Source organism: Bacillus mexicanus (assembly GCF_050445615.1).
In the GTDB taxonomy this organism is placed as follows: domain Bacteria; phylum Bacillota; class Bacilli; order Bacillales; family Bacillaceae; genus Bacillus; species Bacillus mexicanus.
This window is the reverse complement of sequence record NZ_JBCEYV010000001.1, coordinates 1,670,847-1,687,019: the sequence shown is the minus strand read 5'-3', so window position 1 is coordinate 1,687,019 and position 16,173 is coordinate 1,670,847. Positions and strand designations below refer to the sequence as shown.

Sequence of the window (16,173 nt, the reverse complement as noted above, 5' to 3'; positions counted from 1 at the left end):
GTTTGTTATAGTGGAGTGGTATGTCAAACGGCAACAATGAAAGGAGCTATTTACAATGGCTGTTAATTTTTATGATGTAGCGTATGATCTGGAAAATGCATTACGCGGGAGCGAGGAGTTCACCCGTTTAAAAAACCTTTATGATGAAGTAAATGCAGATGAATCTGCAAAACGCATGTTTGAAAACTTCCGCGATGTGCAGCTTAGACTCCAGCAAAAACAAATGGCGGGAGAAGAGATTACACAAGAAGAAGTGACTCAGGCCCAAAAAACAGTTGCACTTGTCCAGCAGCACGAAACAATTTCTCAGCTGATGGAAGCGGAGCAGCGCATGAGCGTGCTGATCGGTGAATTGAATAAAATCATTATGAAGCCTTTAGAAGAACTGTACGGCAGTGTTGAAGGCTAACCAGCAAAAATCCCTTCTTGGAAAAGAAGGGATTTTTTATTATTCAGCAAACTTGGAAATCCAAAGAGTCTTTTGTCTCTCCATTGATGATCACTGATAATGTATGAATCCCTTTGTAATGTTTTCTGGTCGTGAGGTCCTTAAAGGATTGAATTTTTGTGTACGATTTTGTTTCGTTTCTTCGTATATTTGTTTCTGTTATTTTAAATACTTTTCGATGACGCTGGCCTCTTGCTTTTACAAAATCAATTGCATATTCAATTCTTACTTTTTGATCACTGTCCGAATGAATATAGAAAGAAAATTCAAGGCTTTCGCCAATGGCTATGCGGTTTGATTGGCATGAGAAATCATGCAGTTGGATCGAATCAGCATTTTTATAACCGAAAAGCGCTAACGCCTGTTTATCTCCCTTTTTTAATAAAGTCCGATAGGCGTGTTTGATGATCCAATCAGAATAGGGATGTGTTCCGTACCATTGATCCGCGATTTTTTCTAGCAAATGAGGATGCGTTTTTGATATGTCATTAAGATTGTTGGCTACGCTTTTTCTTACATATAAGGACTCGTCCTGCATCAGCTTCCCAAGGATCGGCAGAACAGGGGAAGGGTCCGTTTTCAAAGCGGGTATCGATTTTCCCCATGGCAGGCGGGGTCTGCTTCCTTCGCTCGCAAGTCTTCTCACGTGTTCATTTTCATGCTGGGACCATTGAAGCAATTGTGCAATCATTTTTTCTTGATCTAAAAGCAAAAAGGGTCTCACAGCAAATTCTGCGGTGGAGTATTGCGTGAAATATTCCAATGCTTTTACGGATTCTTCCCAATGAGCTAATCCGTATTGTTCCACATAATCAGGGAATAGGATGCCGTTTAGTCCGTTAAAATGAGGAGCTGCATCCTGTAAAATGGCAAGCGCTTCACCGTAATGTGTCGGCAGTGTTCCGTATAAGGAGACTGTTATTCGGCGCATCCGCTCTTTTAAAGCAAGTTCAGGCCAATCATCCCGCAGCAATTGTTCTTTGAACCTGTCTTGGTTAAAGTCAGGATAAGATGTCTTGATATGGAGTACTAATCGAGATATCATTTTTTCATTGTATATATCTTTTAAATCAGCCATCTGATCACCGCTTTTCGTTTGTTATTTATATCATATAGGAATGTATGTTCTGCATCAAGCGGTTATTTCCAAAAAACAACAACAAGTCCTGCCTTAGTATACATGATTTGTCAATTTTTTTAGTTAAAAAAACCCTTGTCATCAGCAAGAAAAACTGAGATAATGGCATTGAAAGCGCCTACACTTACCTGTTTTCATTGGATACGATCGCATATCATGCCGCTATATAGAGGGGATAAGCAACAGAGAGTAAGTGTTCGGAGCGCGTCAACGGTCAAACAAGGGGTCTTTATACATGATTTTTCGTAAATCGAAATAACGATATGTGGGAGAATGGCTGCTTCGATCGTATCCTATCATCAAGCCATCGATAAAGTCTGCTGAGCCAGGCTTTTTTGCTTTCCAGAAAAGGTTGTTCTAAACACAGAGACAGGGTCATATTCTATACACAAGTACAGTCATCAAGGAGGGGGACTTCTCTGTGTCAAAACAATTGCTTGCCTTAAATATAGATGGAGCGCTGCTTCGGTCGAACGGGAAAATTCATCAGGCGACAAAGGACGCGATTGAATATGTGAAGAAAAAAGGGATTTACGTCACACTCGTGACCAACCGCCATTTTCGTTCCGCACAGAAAATAGCGAAATCACTCAAGCTTGATGCCAAGCTGATCACCCACAGCGGGGCATACATTGCTGAGAAAATAGACTCCCCGTATTTTGAAAAACGAATTTCTGACGATCATACTTTTAACATTGTTCAAGTGCTGGAGAGCTATCAATGCAATATTCGGCTTCTTCACGAGAAGTATTCTATTGGAAACAAGAAAAAGGTGAATTCCAATTTACTGGGGAAAGCCCTCATTCATCCGTCTGATCCGATTTTTTATCCAGTCCAGTTTGTTGAATCATTAAGCGACCTTCTCATGGATGAGCCGGTGAGCGCACCTGTCATCGAAGTGTGCACAGAGCATGATATTCAGCATGACATCACAGAAACAATTACGAAAGCTTTCCCTGCGGTTGACGTCATTTACGTAAACGATGAGAAACTGAATATTGTTCCGAAAGGTGTATCAAAAGAAGCAGGTCTCGCCCTCGTCGCTTCAGAGCTTGGACTGACCATGGATCATGTTGTGGCTATCGGACATCAATATGACGATCTCCCGATGATTGAGCTTGCCGGCCTTGGCGTAGCGATGGGGAACGCCGCTCCGGAGATTAAAAGAAAAGCCGATTGGGTTACAAGGTCCAATGACGAGCAAGGTGTCGCTTATATGATGAAAGAATATTTCCGAATGCAGCAGAGAAAAGGATTTCTTGATAAGTTCCACATGAAACGTGTGTAAAAAAGCCGCTCGCACCCTGACAGGTGCGGCGGCTTTTTGCCGATTGATTTTAATGGGTTATTTCTGTACACTAAAGAAAGTTTTGAATCTGATAAATTAGGTGATAAAGTTGCAAATTAAAATAGAAGGCATCAATGATGACCGTCTGCATCGGCCTTTGCAAAATATTGCGAATTTGTTTTATGAAGAGTGCAAGATTGTTTACGGCGGAGAGGAGCCCGCAGAGGTTGTCATTTCTTTAGACTGCTCACAAACAGATGAGCATGTGACGGTTTCGGGAGAAGTGAAGGGAACCGGCATAAAGGAAAACCATACAAAATCTTTTTCACCCGGAATAGATGAAAAAGAAGCTTTTAAGCAAGTGAAGAATACGATTTCTTATGTGTATCTGAATCTTCTTCAGGCACACACGGGCATCGTGCAAAAGTGGGGAATCCTGACAGGAATCCGGCCGACAAAGCTCCTTCATAAAAAGCTGCAAAGCGGAATGCCGAAGGAGCAAGCGCATGCTGAATTGAAAAAAGATTATTTAATTCATGATGAGAAAATTGAGTTAATGCAGGAAATTGTTGATCGGCAGCTGGCGGCAGTGCCGGATTTGTACCAAGTAAAGGATGAAGTCAGCATTTATATCGGCATTCCGTTCTGCCCGACAAAGTGCGCGTATTGCACATTCCCTGCGTACGCCATTCAGGGGCAGGCAGGCAGAGTCGGCTCATTTTTATGGGGGCTGCATTACGAAATGCAGAAAATCGGTGAATGGCTGAAGGCGCATAATGTTAAGGTGACAACCATTTACTTTGGCGGCGGGACGCCGACAAGTATTACAGCGGAAGAAATGGATCTGCTGTATGAAGAAATGGTCCGTTCTTTTCCGGATGTAAAACACATTCGTGAGATTACGGTGGAGGCAGGGCGCCCTGACACGATTACAGAAGAAAAACTCGCCGTTTTAAATAAATATGACATTGACCGGATCAGCATTAATCCGCAATCCTATGAAAATGAAACATTAAAGGCGATCGGGCGGCATCATACGGTTGAAGAGACCATTGAGAAATATCATCTGTCACGCCGGCACGGCATGAATAATATTAATATGGACCTGATTATAGGTTTGCCTGGAGAAGGCGTGAGAGAGTTCAGACACAGCCTTTCAGAAACGGAAAAGCTGATGCCGGAATCTCTTACCGTTCATACGCTTTCCTTTAAACGAGCGTCAGAAATGACGAGAAACAAGCATAAGTACAAAGTCGCCGGCAGGGAAGAGGTTTCCCGAATGATGGATGACGCGGTGGTTTGGACGAAGGAGCATGGGTATGTGCCTTATTATTTATACCGCCAGAAAAACATTCTTGGAAACCTTGAAAACGTCGGCTACTCTTTGCCGGGACAAGAAAGCATCTACAATATCATGATTATGGAAGAGGTGCAGACGATTATCGGCATCGGCTGCGGCGCGGCAAGTAAATTTATTGACCGGGATACAGGGAAAATCACACACTTTGCCAATCCGAAAGATCCAAAGTCATACAATGAGCGTTTTGAGCACTATACGGATGAAAAAATCCAATATTTAGAGCGGATTTTTGAGAAAACGCTAAAGCAGCACTGACCACAGTGCTGCTTTTTTTCATTCTTTTTTTCTTGCAGGCTGACGATCGGGCTTCCATTTAAATATCTTGTTCAGCATGCGGTATATTCGTTTTGATTCTTTTGTTAAAAGCGGTCCCAAAATCGCCAGAATGAGGACATATAATGCGGCGAACGGTTTTAATGTGGCTGACAGTCCGCCGGCTATGCCGAGATTCGCGACGATAATTGAAAACTCTCCCCGTGATACGATCGTCAGGCCGATATTCGATGAAGCTTTATGAGAAAGCCCTGAGCGCCGTCCGGCAACCATTCCGGCGATAAAGTTTCCGAGAATGGTTAACATCACTGCTCCCAACGCAAGCCAAACCGCTTCACCTAGTGAAAATGGGTCGATGCTGAGGCCGAAGCTGAAAAAAAACATCGCGCCGAAGAAGTCGCGAAACGGCACGACAAGGTGCTCAATCCGATCGGAATGCTCTGTTTCTGAAAAAACCAAACCGAGCAGCAGCGCGCCGATCGCTTCCGCTACATGGATCGTCTCTGAAAAACCGGCGATAAAAAAGAGCGTGGCGAAAATGACGATAATAAACACTTCATTTGAGCGAATGTCCAACAGCTTATTTAATAGCGGCGGAAGCTTTCTGGCAGCGATAAAAAACAGCAACATATAACCGAAGGCGATCAAAATGGATAAGAGCGCACTCCCGACTGATGTCGCATCACCTAACACAAGACCGGAAACAACGGACAAATACACAGCGAGGAAAATATCCTCAAACATGATGATGCCGAGAATCAGCTCGGTTTCCGGATTAGCGGTTCTTTTTAAATCAACAAGCACTTTTGCAACAATCGCGCTTGACGAGATCGTAATGACACCTGCGAGGACGAGGACTTCCAGAAAGGAAAATCCAGTGATAAACCCATAAAGCATTCCGAGGCTGAAATTAATCAAGATATAAATGGTTCCGCCGATCGCGATTGATTTTCCAGATTTGATCAACTTGCCGACGGAGAATTCGAGTCCAAGATAGAAGAGGAGGAACAGGACGCCCATCCGCCCGAAAAACTCGATGATTTCACTGCTTTCTATAAATGTAAGATCAATAATCCCTAATTTTGGCGCATGCGGCCCAACCAGCATGCCCAGCACAATCAAAAACGGAATAATCGAAAATTTTATTTTATTGGCGATTACGCTGGCAATCGCCACGAGCACAAGCGCTGTACCGACTTCGAATACGAGATGATCCATTGGCCGCTCACACGCCCTCTCCAGAAAGAAAATCATGAATCAGCTTCTTCAGATGCTTTCTCTCACCTGAGAGGACAAGTGTGTCGTTTTCTTCAATAACCGAATCGGCTCCGGGGTTCAGAAGCTTTTCCTGGGTGTGCTTGATGATGGCGATGACAGTAACATCGTAGTTCTGGCGGACATCAAGCTCCCCGAGGGTGCGGCCGATTGATTTGGCGCCTTTTTCAACCTTAAACCATTCAATAATGAGGTCGCTGAAAGCCATTTCGATGGACTCCAGCGCTTGCGGTTTATAGACCATGCCGCCTAGAATAGCGGCAATTTGTCTTGCTTCAGAATCATCCAACGAGATATTGGAAAGAAGCTCATCAGGGTCTTGATCATTAAACCGGTAAATTTCTCTTCTTCCGTCATCATGAATGATAATCGTCATTTTTTCATGACTTCTCGTTTCGATTTCAAATTTTTTGCCGATTCCCGGCAAATCATTTTCTTTAATATTCAATGAAAATCCCTCCGAATGTAGTGTTGGCAAGTGGGGTGGATTATAAATAATAGTTGAGCATTTATATTCGGAGGTAATTGGACTGGTATTTGATAGGGACGGCACAAACCTTTTCCAGCCTGTTCATCAGCGGTTCGTCAAGAGGCTTGACAGACAGCTGCCTGACAGACTGAGCCAGCGGACTGTACTCTTTGACCAGCTCTGCCGGGTACAGACTGCCGGGTGAAGGCGTTTTGGCCGATTGTGTTTCCTGCGGATATGAGGACATGGGCACATAGCTGTCAGTGCTTGCTTCAAACTGGGAAGGCAGAACCACGTCCGAAGGCGGAAAGTACACCATAAATAAACTTAACAGAAAACTAATCAGCCATTTATCCATGCTTCCTCTCCTCCCTTCTCATTCTGATATCCCTTCTTTTTCACTATATATAACTTTATGTTTCTATTCAAACAATATGCGTTTTTCAGTATCTATTGACCTTGAAAAATAAAAAGGTTTATGGGGGGATAACAGGGAATGTATATGTGAAAGACAAAAGTAAGCGTATACATGGGGGTGTATCATATGGAGTTTATAAAGTATGAAGTAAATGGAACCATTGCGGAAATTATTCTGAATCGCCCTGATGCCCATCATGCCTTGAATGAACAGATGCTGTTAGAACTGAAAGAGGCGATTGAAAAGGCAGCTGCAAGTGAGGCGCTCATCGTTTTCCTGAGAGGGAGCGGAAAAGGCTTCTCAGCCGGCGGCGATATCCGAATGATGACGTCAGAGCATGACCATGAGCAATTTAATCAGCTGATGGATACGATTGAAGCCGTCACTTTGGCGCTATATCAGATGAAGAAAGTGACAATTGCTGCTATTCACGGCGCTGCCGCGGGGCTAGGACTGAGTTTGGCGCTTTGCGCTGATATTGTGCTCGCGGAAAAAAATGCCGTTCTTACGATGAATTTTATCGGTATCGGCCTTGTTCCGGACGGAGGAGGGCATTATTTGCTGAAAAAAAGAATTGGAGAAGTGAAAGCGAAAAAGCTGATTTGGAGCGGGAAAAAACTTTCCGCAGCGGAAGCCGCCGATATGGGCCTCTTGGATGGGACGTTTGCCGGAGACCCCGCAGAAGGCGCAAGACCATTTATCGAAACCCTTTTGTCTTCACCTCTTTTGGCGATGCTCGAAACGAAATCCATCTTTCAAAGCCTTCAGCTTGATGAACTGAAAAAGGTGCTCTCTCTTGAGCGAGTCGCCCAAGAGAAAATGAGAAGAACTAAAGATCACCGAGAAGGCATTCGCGCCTTTTTAGAAAAACGGGAGCCGAAGTTCCAGGCGTGACAGATCAGCCGGAAAGCTGATTATCTGTGAAACAAAATCAGCTTTCCGGCTGCATTGACTAAACGATGGGTATGAATGTGGAGCTCTTTTTCTTTTAACAGAGCTTCACCATGTGTTTTTGCCTCTTCTTCACTTTTCGCCTCAAAACGTTCATTTACCAATGTTTTCCCCGAAGGATCAAAAGCTGTAAGGAAATAATCAGCCATCAGGTGTCTCCTCCATTTTCAAGGTTTATCAGTCTTCTTCATTTATATTCTAAACACGAAATCAAAATCCTTTATTATGTTTGACCCAAAATTAGTATATAATGGGTCAGGGAAGGAGGAGATTCAGTGCTTAAGATTGATCACGTAACAAAGAGATTCGGAGATTTTAAAGCCGTTGATGGATTAGACTTAGACATTCCGGAACAGCAAATGTTCGGACTTTTAGGCGCAAACGGAGCAGGAAAAACGACAACGTTTCGCATGATCCTTGGCTTATTAAGCATGACGGAGGGCTCAATCACATGGAAGGGCCGTCCTGTGAATTATAGTATTAGCAATAAAATTGGTTATTTGCCGGAGGAGCGGGGACTTTATCCGAAAATGAAGGTAAAGGATCAGCTTGTCTATCTTGCCAGATTAAAAGGAATGGAGAAGCGGGAGGCTGCAAAAGAGCTCGGCATATGGCTTGAACGCTTCAATATAACAGATTACGAGAATAAGAAGGTGGAAGAGCTTTCGAAGGGAAATCAGCAGAAAATCCAATTCATTTCGGCCGTTTTGCATAAGCCGGAGCTGCTGATTCTTGATGAACCGTTCAGCGGCTTGGACCCTGTCAATGTTGAGCTGTTAAAAGAGGCTGTGATTTCTTTGAAAAACAGCGGCGTTTCTATTTTATTTTCCAGCCATCGAATGGAACATGTGGAGGAGCTGTGTGAGAACCTTTGCATACTGCAGAAAGGAAAGCCGGTTGTGCAAGGCAGGCTGAAAGAGATAAAGCGTTCCTTCGGGAAAAAGAATGTGACCATCCATTCCGACGATGATCTGCGTTTTTTGCAGTCTCATGAAGGTATTCTCCAATGGAAGGAAACAGCCGACGGCGTCAAGCTGCAGATCGCAAATGAAGACATGTCTCAAGAGATCTTTGCTATGCTTCAGGGAAAAGGGTTTATTAGAAAGTTTGAGCTTGAAGAGCCATCACTGCATGATATTTTTATAGAAAAGGTGGGGGCCGTCTATGAATAAATTTTGGATCATGCTTTCTCATACATATAAAAATAAGATTATGGCAAAATCATTTATTATTTCGACTGTCATCACGTTGCTGCTTGTATTAGCTGTAACAAATCTGGAGTCGATTATTTCTATGTTTCAAGGTGATGATGCGAAAGAAAAAATCGCCGTTATTGATGAAACGAACGAATTATATCCGATTTTCTCGAAGCAGCTGAAAGCGGTGGATACAGATGGCGATCTTGATGTGAAGCAGACCAAGCAATCGGCGGATAAGGTCGCAAAACAAGTCAAAGATGAAGCGCTTGATGGCATGCTTATCATCAAACGAGATGAAAAAGGAACCATTTCAGGAACATATAAAGCGTTAACGATTTCTGATGAAAGCACATATCAAACGCTGCAGCAGGCATTGACGCAAACCAAAACGGCTGTCGGAACGGCTGAACTCGGTGTTTCGCAGGAAACAATCAGCAGCCTTTATGCGCCTGTTACAGTCGGACAGGAGGCGTTAAAGGAGGGAGCGAAGTCTGAGGAAGAGCTTGGCCAGACGGTTGGACTTGTTTATATTATGCTGTTTGTCATTTATTTCTCAGTAATTATGTACGCCAGCATGATTGCGATGGAAGTCGCAACCGAGAAATCGTCGCGTGTCATGGAAATCCTGATCTCAAGCATGCCGCCGATCCAGCAAATGTTTGCAAAGCTGCTTGGCATCGGGCTTGTCGGAATGACACAGCTTGCTGTTATCATAGCCGCCGGCTCGCTGTCACTAAAGCTGAACAAAACGAGTGAAACAGCTTCCTCTGTCGGCGGATTCCTGGATTTAACCAACGTTTCCGCTACAACTGTCGTCTATGCTGTGATTTTCTTTTTGCTTGGATACTTTTTATACGCGACACTCGCCGCGTTCCTCGGCAGTGTCGTCTCAAGAATAGAAGATGTGCAGCAAACGATCACACCGATGACATTATTGGTTGTCGCCGGTTTTATGATCGCGATGTTCGGATTGAATGCGCCTGATTCAGGATTTATTACAATCACTTCGTTTATCCCGTTCTTTACGCCGATGATTATGTTTCTGCGCGTCGGTATGCTTGATATTCCATTCTGGCAGGCAGCTGTCGGTATCGGAATCACACTGCTCACCATTGCTATCCTGGCTGTCATTGGCGCCAGAATTTACAAAGGCGGTGTGTTGGTTTACGGCAACTCAAGCGCGTTCAAAGCAATCAAACAAGCACTTCGCTTAGCGAAAAACTAATCGAAAACAGCCTGAGAATTCTCAGGCTGTTTTTTATTGACAGAACGTGCATTCGCAAGAATTCGGTGCTAAAATAAGGGTACTCCATCCCGGAAAGGAGCAGAATGTTGACTGATCTAACCTTTATTCATGCGGCAGATCTGCATCTTGACAGCCCGTTTTACGGGATATCACATTTGCCGGAGCCAATTTTTGCCCGAATTAAAGAAAGCACGTTTGCAAGCGTGAGACATATCATAGATGCCGCAATGAGAGAAAATGTTGATTTCATTTTGCTGGCGGGAGATCTATTTGATGAAGCCAATCGAAGTTTAAAGGCACAGCTCTTTTTAAAAAAGCAGTTTGAAAGACTCAGAGAGTGCGGGATATTAGTTTATGTGATCTTTGGGAACCACGATCATCTTGGCGGCGAATGGACGCCGATTGAATGGCCTGAGAATGTCCATATTTTTTCGTCCGCTGTTCCTGAAGAAAAATCGTATTATAAGGCAGGGAAACGTTTAGCAAGCATTTACGGCTTCAGCTATCAGGCCAGAGCTGTAACGGAAAACAAAGCTGCCAGCTATCGGAAATCGACTGACGCGCCTTTTCATATTGGAATGCTTCACGGCACGCTTTCAGGATCTGAAGGGCACGATCCATATTGCCCTTTTACACATGACGATCTCGTGAAAAGCGGAATGGACTATTGGGCGCTTGGCCATATCCATAAACGCCAGGTTCTTTCTGCCAAGCACCCGGCAGTCATCTATCCGGGGAACACGCAAGCGCGTCATATGAAGGAGACGGGGGATAAAGGCTTTTATCTCATTCGTGTGGCTAATGAAGACATTTCTTATGAATTTCAGAAAGCGCATGATATTCTGTGGGAAAAAACGGCAGTTGATGTGACAGAGGCCAACAATATGACCGCTCTTTTTCAAATGGCTGAGGACACGTTTTCGAAGCTGCGGAAAAAGGGAAGCCCCGTTTGTGTACGACTGGTGTTACAAGGAACGGCGCCGGAATGGCTGCTGAAGGCGCCGAAAGGCACTTTGAACGAGCTTCTCGAAGCTTTACAGGAGCAAGAGGCGGAGGAGGAACACTTCGTTTGGCCGCTTTCATTGGACGATGAAACAGAACATGAAGAAAACCTAACAAATCTTGATCCTTTTTTTGGCGGTTTGTTTGCGGACATTGATCGCGGCGACCTGTCAGGCGTGCTGGAAGGGCTTGAACGGCATGCTGTATATAGAAGGCATGTGGACCGTTTTAGCCAAGATGAGTTGCAGGAAATCAAAGACCAGGCACAGATTTTATTGAAAAGACAGCTTAAGGTGCTTGAAACATGAGGCGGTGAAGCTTTGCGAATTACATCTTTACATATCTACCAATACGGGAAATTTTCCAATCGGACCTTTCACTTTTCCGCCTCGCCTGTCCAATTAATCTACGGATTAAATGAGGCAGGAAAAACAACGATGATGTCATTTATTGAAAGCATGCTGTTCGGTTTTCCGAAAACGAAAAAATATGAACCGAAAACAGGCGGTGTATACGGCGGTATTCTTGAAGCTGAACATCCTGAGTATGGGGTTCTGAAGATCGAACGGACGAAAGGAACTGTCGAAAAGCTGAGAGTGTACACAGAAAAAGGCGAAGTAAAGCAGGGAGATTTTTTAAAGCAGCTATTCAAGAGCACAGACAGGGCGCTGTACAAAGCCATTTATTCGTTTGACGTATTTGGGCTGCAGGAAATTCACGCTTTTAACCGGGACAAGATCGGTGAATTTTTGCTGTTTTCCAGCTTGTTTGGCGCTGAGGCGGTATCTAAGCTTGATTCACGGCTGACCAAGGAAAGCGAGCGGCTCTATAAACCAAACGGGCGAAACCCGGAATTAAACCAAGAACTGGAAACACTTAAGCGGCTGACAGCAAAGCTGAAACAGGCCGAGACAGAGGAAGCGGGCTATCATCAGCTTCTTGAAGAAAAAAGAATATTCGAAGCCCGTCTTGCCGCCGCGGAAACTGAATTGAAAGAGGCGGCAGGGCATATCCGAATGATTGAGGGAGCAATTGAGCTGAAGCCGCTACTGCATGAAAAAGCGGCGCTTAAACAGGCGATGGCACAATATCCGGAACAGGCGGGACAATTTCCAGCTGACGGACTGCATCAGCTGGAAAAATATGAATCTCACCTCCATCCGAAAGCAGCACAGCTGGAGGCGCTTCGAGTAAAGAAGGCGGAGCTGGACAAGCAGATGCAAAAACTTACTCCCAATAAAGAAATTTTGGCAAAAGAAACACTGATACAAGAGCTTTCAGCATCGTTTCATATGTACCAATCTTGGGGAGAACAGCTGGCTGCTATTCAAGCGCAGTTGCGCCAGTCATCTGAACAGGCATCGGCAGGACTGGAACAGCTCAATAAAACGGATGAAAATGAGCTTTTGAATATGAACATGTCATATGACTATGAATGGCAGTTGCAGCAGGCGGTGCAGCAATACGTACAGGCAAGAGACAGAAAACGGCAGTTAGATGAGTCATTTGAACTTGCCAGACAAGAGCTGGAAGCTGCAGAAAAGACCGTTCATTCCGCTTCGTCCGCCATCCTTGAAACCAGCGATAGAAACGATAAAGAAGCGGCACTTAAAGCATATGATGAAGCACAGGGGCAGCATCAGGAACAAGCGAAGCTGAGAGAGCAACTGAAATTTTTTGAGCGGCAGCAGGCGAAACAGAAAAAAACGGTTATGGCAGCTGGTATGTTGTTCATCGTTCTCTTTATGCTGCTGCGGCAATGGATCCCCGCTATAAGTGTTGCTGCCGCTCTTATTGTCTATTGGCTTATATCAGGGAAAAAAGCGCCGTCTTTTCGAAACAGCCGGGAGACAAGAGAGCCAATGACGGATATTTCTCCAGCGGAAGCTGAAGCGCTTCGAGAAGCGTTATGGGAGGATGACCGCAATAAACAGCATCTTCTCGCCCAGCGTGCAGTACTTCAACAAAAAGAGGCGGCGTATGAAAGGGTCATCCAGCAGTTTGAACAGTGGGAAACCGATATGGCTCCGTCTTTAACACGGATCGAGCATTTTATGAAGGAGCTCGGATTCAAGGAAGATCCGTCTTTTTTGCTTGATGCATACAGCTTAATGAAGGATGTCAAAAAAGACGTGAAGAAAACGCATGAGCTGACTATTGAAGCGGGCAGGCTGAAAAAGCATCGGAGAACATTTGAAGAACGCGTCAGCATGCTTCATCCTCCGAGTGAGGGTCAGAACATATCTATCTCGGACGCCCTTCATATATTGCAGAAAAACTTGGAACGTGAAAAAGAAATGGAGAAGCAAAAGAAGGAAATTGCCACAGATGTTCAATATACAAAGAAACAGATGCTGGAGCTGGAGCAGGAAATCCAGTATTTTAAAGAACAGATTGAACGGCTGTTTGCCGAGACGGCTGCAAAAGATAGAAATGAATTTTGCGCCATTGCCGACGTCAGCAGACAATTGAAAGATACGGAGAACCAGCTATATCACATAAACGCACAGCTTCAAGGCGGGAACCCGGAGGAGCTTGAACTGGCGGATTCCCATACGCTTTCTAAATTGAAAAACAAACAATTCGTTGAGAATGAAAGAAAAGAGCGGCTGACTGAGGAGATCCAAGAGCTTCGGAGCAAAATCGCATTGCTTCTCGTCAAACAGGAACAATTAGAGGGCTCGGGATCGGTCTCAGATCTGAAGCTTCAAACAGAAATGCAAAAAGAGCGTGTAAAAGAAACTACGAAAAAGTGGGCCTCGATCCAAATGATCAAACAAGTGATCCGAAACAAACTGGAGCGGCATAAAAAAGTCGAGCTTCCGCGCCTTCTGGAGACAGCCGGAGAATTTTTCCGCCCGCTGACTGACGGAAGCTACAAGACGATATATTTTTCCGAAACAGATGACTCTATTATGGTCATGCACTCTAATGGTACTGTTTATCATGCCGAAGAGCTGTCACAAGGAACGTGTGAGCAGCTGTATACAGCGATTCGATTTGCTCTAGCCGTTACACGTCAGGATGGGGCAAAACTTCCGTTTCAGCTTGACGACAGCTTTGTTCATTTTGACCAGGCAAGGCTCAAACGTGCACTAGAAGCCCTTGATCATTTATCCGAAGGCGGACGACAAATTCTGTATTTCACATGCCATGACCATGTGAAAGATGTATTTCAAAGCAGCCAAATCATTCATTTGGTGTCATAAAAGAGATTCTATAGCTGTCAATCGGTATGTGATATACTGGTATTATGTAAGATACGGAGGGAGCTTTAATAGAATGGCTAAAGGGATTATGCTACATGAGGTTGGCGAACAGGTGGATCAATATCTATTGGTTAAATCTTTGACAAAAGGAATTGCCAGCAATGGAAAACCGTTTTTAACGCTGATGCTGCAAGACCAGTCAGGCGATATTGAGGCAAAGCTGTGGGATGCCAAGCAAAGTGATGAAGTGACCTATGCGCCGCAGACGATTGTGAAAGTTGTGGGAGATGTCCACCATTACCGCGGACGCACCCAGCTGAAGCTGAGAAATATCAGGCCGGTGAACGAAAATGAAAATGTTAATATTGATGATTTCTTAGAAACCGCACCGATACCGAAAAATGAAATGATGGAGACCATCACTCAATATATATTTGAAATGAAAAATCCGAATATCCAGCGGATCACAAGGTTTTTAGTCAAAAAACACGAAACGGAATTGATGGATTATCCGGCGGCTACGAAAAACCACCATGAGTTTGTCTCAGGTTTAGCGTATCACGTCGTCTCAATGCTGAGCCTAGCGAAATCTATTGCAGATTTATATCCGTCCCTTGACCGTGACCTGCTTTATGCCGGAGTTATTCTGCATGACCTCGGAAAAGTGAAAGAGCTGTCCGGTCCTGTCTCTACTTCGTATACGGTTGAAGGCAATTTGATCGGCCATATTTCGATTATGGTGACAGAGCTTTCAAAAGCGGCTGAGGAGCTCCAAATCGATTGTGAAGAGGTATTGATTCTTCAGCACTTGATTTTGAGTCACCACGGCAAAGGGGAATGGGGCAGCCCAAAACCGCCGATGGTGAAGGAAGCGGAAATTCTGCACTATATAGACAACCTGGATGCGAAAATGAATATGATGGACAGAGCGCTTGAGCGCGTGAAGCCGGGTGAATACACTGAACGTGTATTTGCGCTGGAAAACCGTTCCTTTTATAAACCAACTTTTCACAAATAATAAAAAAGGACTGAAGCTGAAATATTCAGGTCAGTCCTTTTTTGATGCGCTTTTACCGCTCATAACTTGTCTCATCCCCGCATAGGTTTAAGAATAAAGAATCTATGCAAAAAGGGGGAGGGAGCCCGTGTTGTTTTTTCCATGGTGGGTGTATCTTTGTATTGTAGGCATCATTTTCAGTGCATATAAACTTGTAGCGGCAGCTAAAGAGGAAGAAAAAGTAGATCAGTCCTTTATTGAAAAAGAAGGGCAGATTTATATGGATAGGATGGAAAAGGAGCGAGAACGGAGGTCAAAAGAGCTTCCTGAAAAAGAAGGAGGCAATCATTCAATAGCATAATTGATTTAAAACTTGTGGAAAAAAGTATTTTTCCACAAGTTTTCTTGGTTTTACATTATGAAGTTAAGTCCTTTAAAAATGCATTAGCATATTGATGTTTAGGATCAAGTTCAATAATTTTTTTTGCAATCTTTTTTGCTTCTTCATCTGAAACAACCTTTTCTGGCCCAGTATTTAGTATAAGAAATGGTACCAGGAACTCTGTTTTACTACCATTGCTCAACTCCAATGCTTTTCTTGCGTGATAAAGTGCAGACAGTGTAGCATTTTCAAATCGACAAAAAGGAAGTGATAAGATATAAAATGCAGTATTATGGAGTTCGGCAGATTCGTTGTACAGCATGTATTCAAGCAAAAAAGGATACCATAGAATATTAGAATCTTCTGTAGTTGCAAAATTAACCATTTTAATCTGGAAAGTTTCAAAGTCCATTTGTTCTGCAAGCGAAATAGCTTTTTTAAAATTTAAATTTAGAATAAGATGTTCAAATGATTCAGATTCCATTGTCATTAGAATTACACCGCCTATCTTTTTAAAA

The 16,173-nt window shown here is 43.9% G+C and carries 15 protein-coding genes and 1 pseudogene; 10 read left to right on the top strand and 6 right to left on the bottom strand.

Annotated elements, in window-relative coordinates:
• Positions 1 to 55 precede the first annotated feature (55 nt).
• Positions 56 to 409 (top strand): YlbF/YmcA family competence regulator, encoded by a 354-nt coding sequence (locus tag AAGG74_RS09105; protein WP_162102087.1) that lies wholly within the window; start codon positions 56 to 58, stop codon positions 407 to 409.
• Between the two features lie 43 nt (positions 410 to 452).
• On the opposite strand, the gene AAGG74_RS09100 is transcribed toward AAGG74_RS09105, so the two are convergent.
• Entirely contained in the window at positions 453 to 1,526 is a 1,074-nt protein-coding gene (locus tag AAGG74_RS09100) for a DNA alkylation repair protein (RefSeq protein WP_429675161.1), read from the bottom strand.
• Between the two features lie 481 nt (positions 1,527 to 2,007).
• Here AAGG74_RS09100 and AAGG74_RS09095 point away from each other — a divergent pair, with 481 nt between their 5' ends.
• Both AAGG74_RS09095 and AAGG74_RS09090 read left to right on the top strand, forming a co-directional pair.
• Positions 2,008 to 2,874: a Cof-type HAD-IIB family hydrolase gene (locus AAGG74_RS09095; protein ID WP_162102085.1), complete on the top strand. Its 867-nt coding sequence runs from the start codon at positions 2,008 to 2,010 to the stop codon at positions 2,872 to 2,874.
• A gap of 109 nt (positions 2,875 to 2,983) precedes the next feature.
• The gene (locus AAGG74_RS09090; protein ID WP_429675160.1) at positions 2,984 to 4,489 is read left to right on the top strand and encodes a coproporphyrinogen III oxidase; all 1,506 of its coding nucleotides are present in this window, start codon (positions 2,984 to 2,986) and stop codon (positions 4,487 to 4,489) included.
• An 18-nt stretch (positions 4,490 to 4,507) separates the two neighbouring features.
• Here the strand turns inward: AAGG74_RS09090 and khtU are convergent, their stop codons facing one another.
• From khtU to AAGG74_RS09075, 3 genes and pseudogenes are all read right to left on the bottom strand, one after another.
• On the bottom strand, positions 4,508 to 5,725 hold the full coding sequence (khtU, locus tag AAGG74_RS09085; RefSeq protein WP_429675253.1) for a K(+)/H(+) antiporter subunit KhtU: 1,218 nt from the start codon (positions 5,723 to 5,725) through the stop codon (positions 4,508 to 4,510).
• 7 nt (positions 5,726 to 5,732) lie between these two features.
• Entirely contained in the window at positions 5,733 to 6,230 is a 498-nt protein-coding gene (gene khtT, locus AAGG74_RS09080) for a K(+)/H(+) antiporter subunit KhtT (protein WP_429675159.1), read from the bottom strand.
• A gap of 61 nt (positions 6,231 to 6,291) precedes the next feature.
• Positions 6,292 to 6,631: pseudogene (locus AAGG74_RS09075) on the bottom strand (hypothetical protein).
• 164 nt (positions 6,632 to 6,795) lie between these two features.
• Here AAGG74_RS09075 and AAGG74_RS09070 point away from each other — a divergent pair.
• A complete protein-coding gene (locus tag AAGG74_RS09070; protein WP_429675158.1) occupies positions 6,796 to 7,563 on the top strand; it encodes an enoyl-CoA hydratase in 768 nt (255 codons plus the stop codon).
• A gap of 20 nt (positions 7,564 to 7,583) precedes the next feature.
• Here the strand turns inward: AAGG74_RS09070 and AAGG74_RS09065 are convergent, their stop codons facing one another.
• Positions 7,584 to 7,769 carry a YhzD family protein gene (locus AAGG74_RS09065; RefSeq protein WP_429675157.1) on the bottom strand — a complete coding sequence of 62 codons (186 nt, stop codon included), beginning with the start codon at positions 7,767 to 7,769 and terminating at the stop codon, positions 7,584 to 7,586.
• Positions 7,770 to 7,895: 126 nt separating this feature from the next.
• On the opposite strand from AAGG74_RS09065, the gene AAGG74_RS09060 reads away from it, so the two are divergent.
• From AAGG74_RS09060 to AAGG74_RS09035, 6 genes are all read left to right on the top strand, one after another.
• On the top strand, positions 7,896 to 8,792 hold the full coding sequence (locus AAGG74_RS09060; protein WP_162102079.1) for an ABC transporter ATP-binding protein: 897 nt from the start codon (positions 7,896 to 7,898) through the stop codon (positions 8,790 to 8,792).
• A complete protein-coding gene (locus AAGG74_RS09055) occupies positions 8,785 to 10,044 on the top strand; it encodes an ABC transporter permease (RefSeq protein ID WP_162102078.1) in 1,260 nt (419 codons plus the stop codon). Before AAGG74_RS09060 ends, AAGG74_RS09055 begins: the two co-directional genes overlap by 8 nt.
• Positions 10,045 to 10,148: 104 nt before the next feature.
• On the top strand, positions 10,149 to 11,375 hold the full coding sequence (locus AAGG74_RS09050; RefSeq protein ID WP_429675156.1) for a metallophosphoesterase family protein: 1,227 nt from the start codon (positions 10,149 to 10,151) through the stop codon (positions 11,373 to 11,375).
• 12 nt (positions 11,376 to 11,387) lie between these two features.
• Entirely contained in the window at positions 11,388 to 14,276 is a 2,889-nt protein-coding gene (locus AAGG74_RS09045) for an ATP-binding protein (RefSeq protein WP_429675155.1), read from the top strand.
• A gap of 73 nt (positions 14,277 to 14,349) precedes the next feature.
• Complete coding sequence (yhaM, locus tag AAGG74_RS09040) at positions 14,350 to 15,294, top strand: 3'-5' exoribonuclease YhaM (RefSeq protein ID WP_162102075.1); 945 nt, start codon at positions 14,350 to 14,352, stop codon at positions 15,292 to 15,294.
• A 127-nt stretch (positions 15,295 to 15,421) separates the two neighbouring features.
• Positions 15,422 to 15,634: a sporulation YhaL family protein gene (locus AAGG74_RS09035; protein ID WP_429675154.1), complete on the top strand. Its 213-nt coding sequence runs from the start codon at positions 15,422 to 15,424 to the stop codon at positions 15,632 to 15,634.
• 55 nt (positions 15,635 to 15,689) lie between these two features.
• Here AAGG74_RS09035 and AAGG74_RS09030 read toward each other — a convergent pair whose 3' ends face one another.
• Entirely contained in the window at positions 15,690 to 16,145 is a 456-nt protein-coding gene (locus AAGG74_RS09030; RefSeq protein ID WP_227057340.1) for a hypothetical protein, read from the bottom strand.
• Positions 16,146 to 16,173 lie beyond the last annotated feature (28 nt).

Bases quoted from the DNA above. Each gene is read 5' to 3' on its own strand.
- AAGG74_RS09055 (WP_162102078.1), top strand. From the start codon at position 8,785: ATGAATAAATTTTGGATCATGCTTTCTCATACATATAAAAATAAGATT.
- AAGG74_RS09070 (WP_429675158.1), top strand. From the start codon at position 6,796: ATGGAGTTTATAAAGTATGAAGTAAATGGAACCATTGCGGAAATTATT.
- AAGG74_RS09105 (WP_162102087.1), top strand. From the start codon at position 56: ATGGCTGTTAATTTTTATGATGTAGCGTATGATCTGGAAAATGCATTA.
- AAGG74_RS09100 (WP_429675161.1), bottom strand. From the start codon at position 1,526: ATGGCTGATTTAAAAGATATATACAATGAAAAAATGATATCTCGATTA.
- AAGG74_RS09065 (WP_429675157.1), bottom strand. From the start codon at position 7,769: ATGGCTGATTATTTCCTTACAGCTTTTGATCCTTCGGGGAAAACATTG.
- AAGG74_RS09030 (WP_227057340.1), bottom strand. From the start codon at position 16,145: ATGACAATGGAATCTGAATCATTTGAACATCTTATTCTAAATTTAAAT.
- khtU (WP_429675253.1), bottom strand. From the start codon at position 5,725: ATGGATCATCTCGTATTCGAAGTCGGTACAGCGCTTGTGCTCGTGGCG.
- yhaM (WP_162102075.1), top strand. From the start codon at position 14,350: ATGGCTAAAGGGATTATGCTACATGAGGTTGGCGAACAGGTGGATCAA.
- AAGG74_RS09050 (WP_429675156.1), top strand. From the start codon at position 10,149: ATGTTGACTGATCTAACCTTTATTCATGCGGCAGATCTGCATCTTGAC.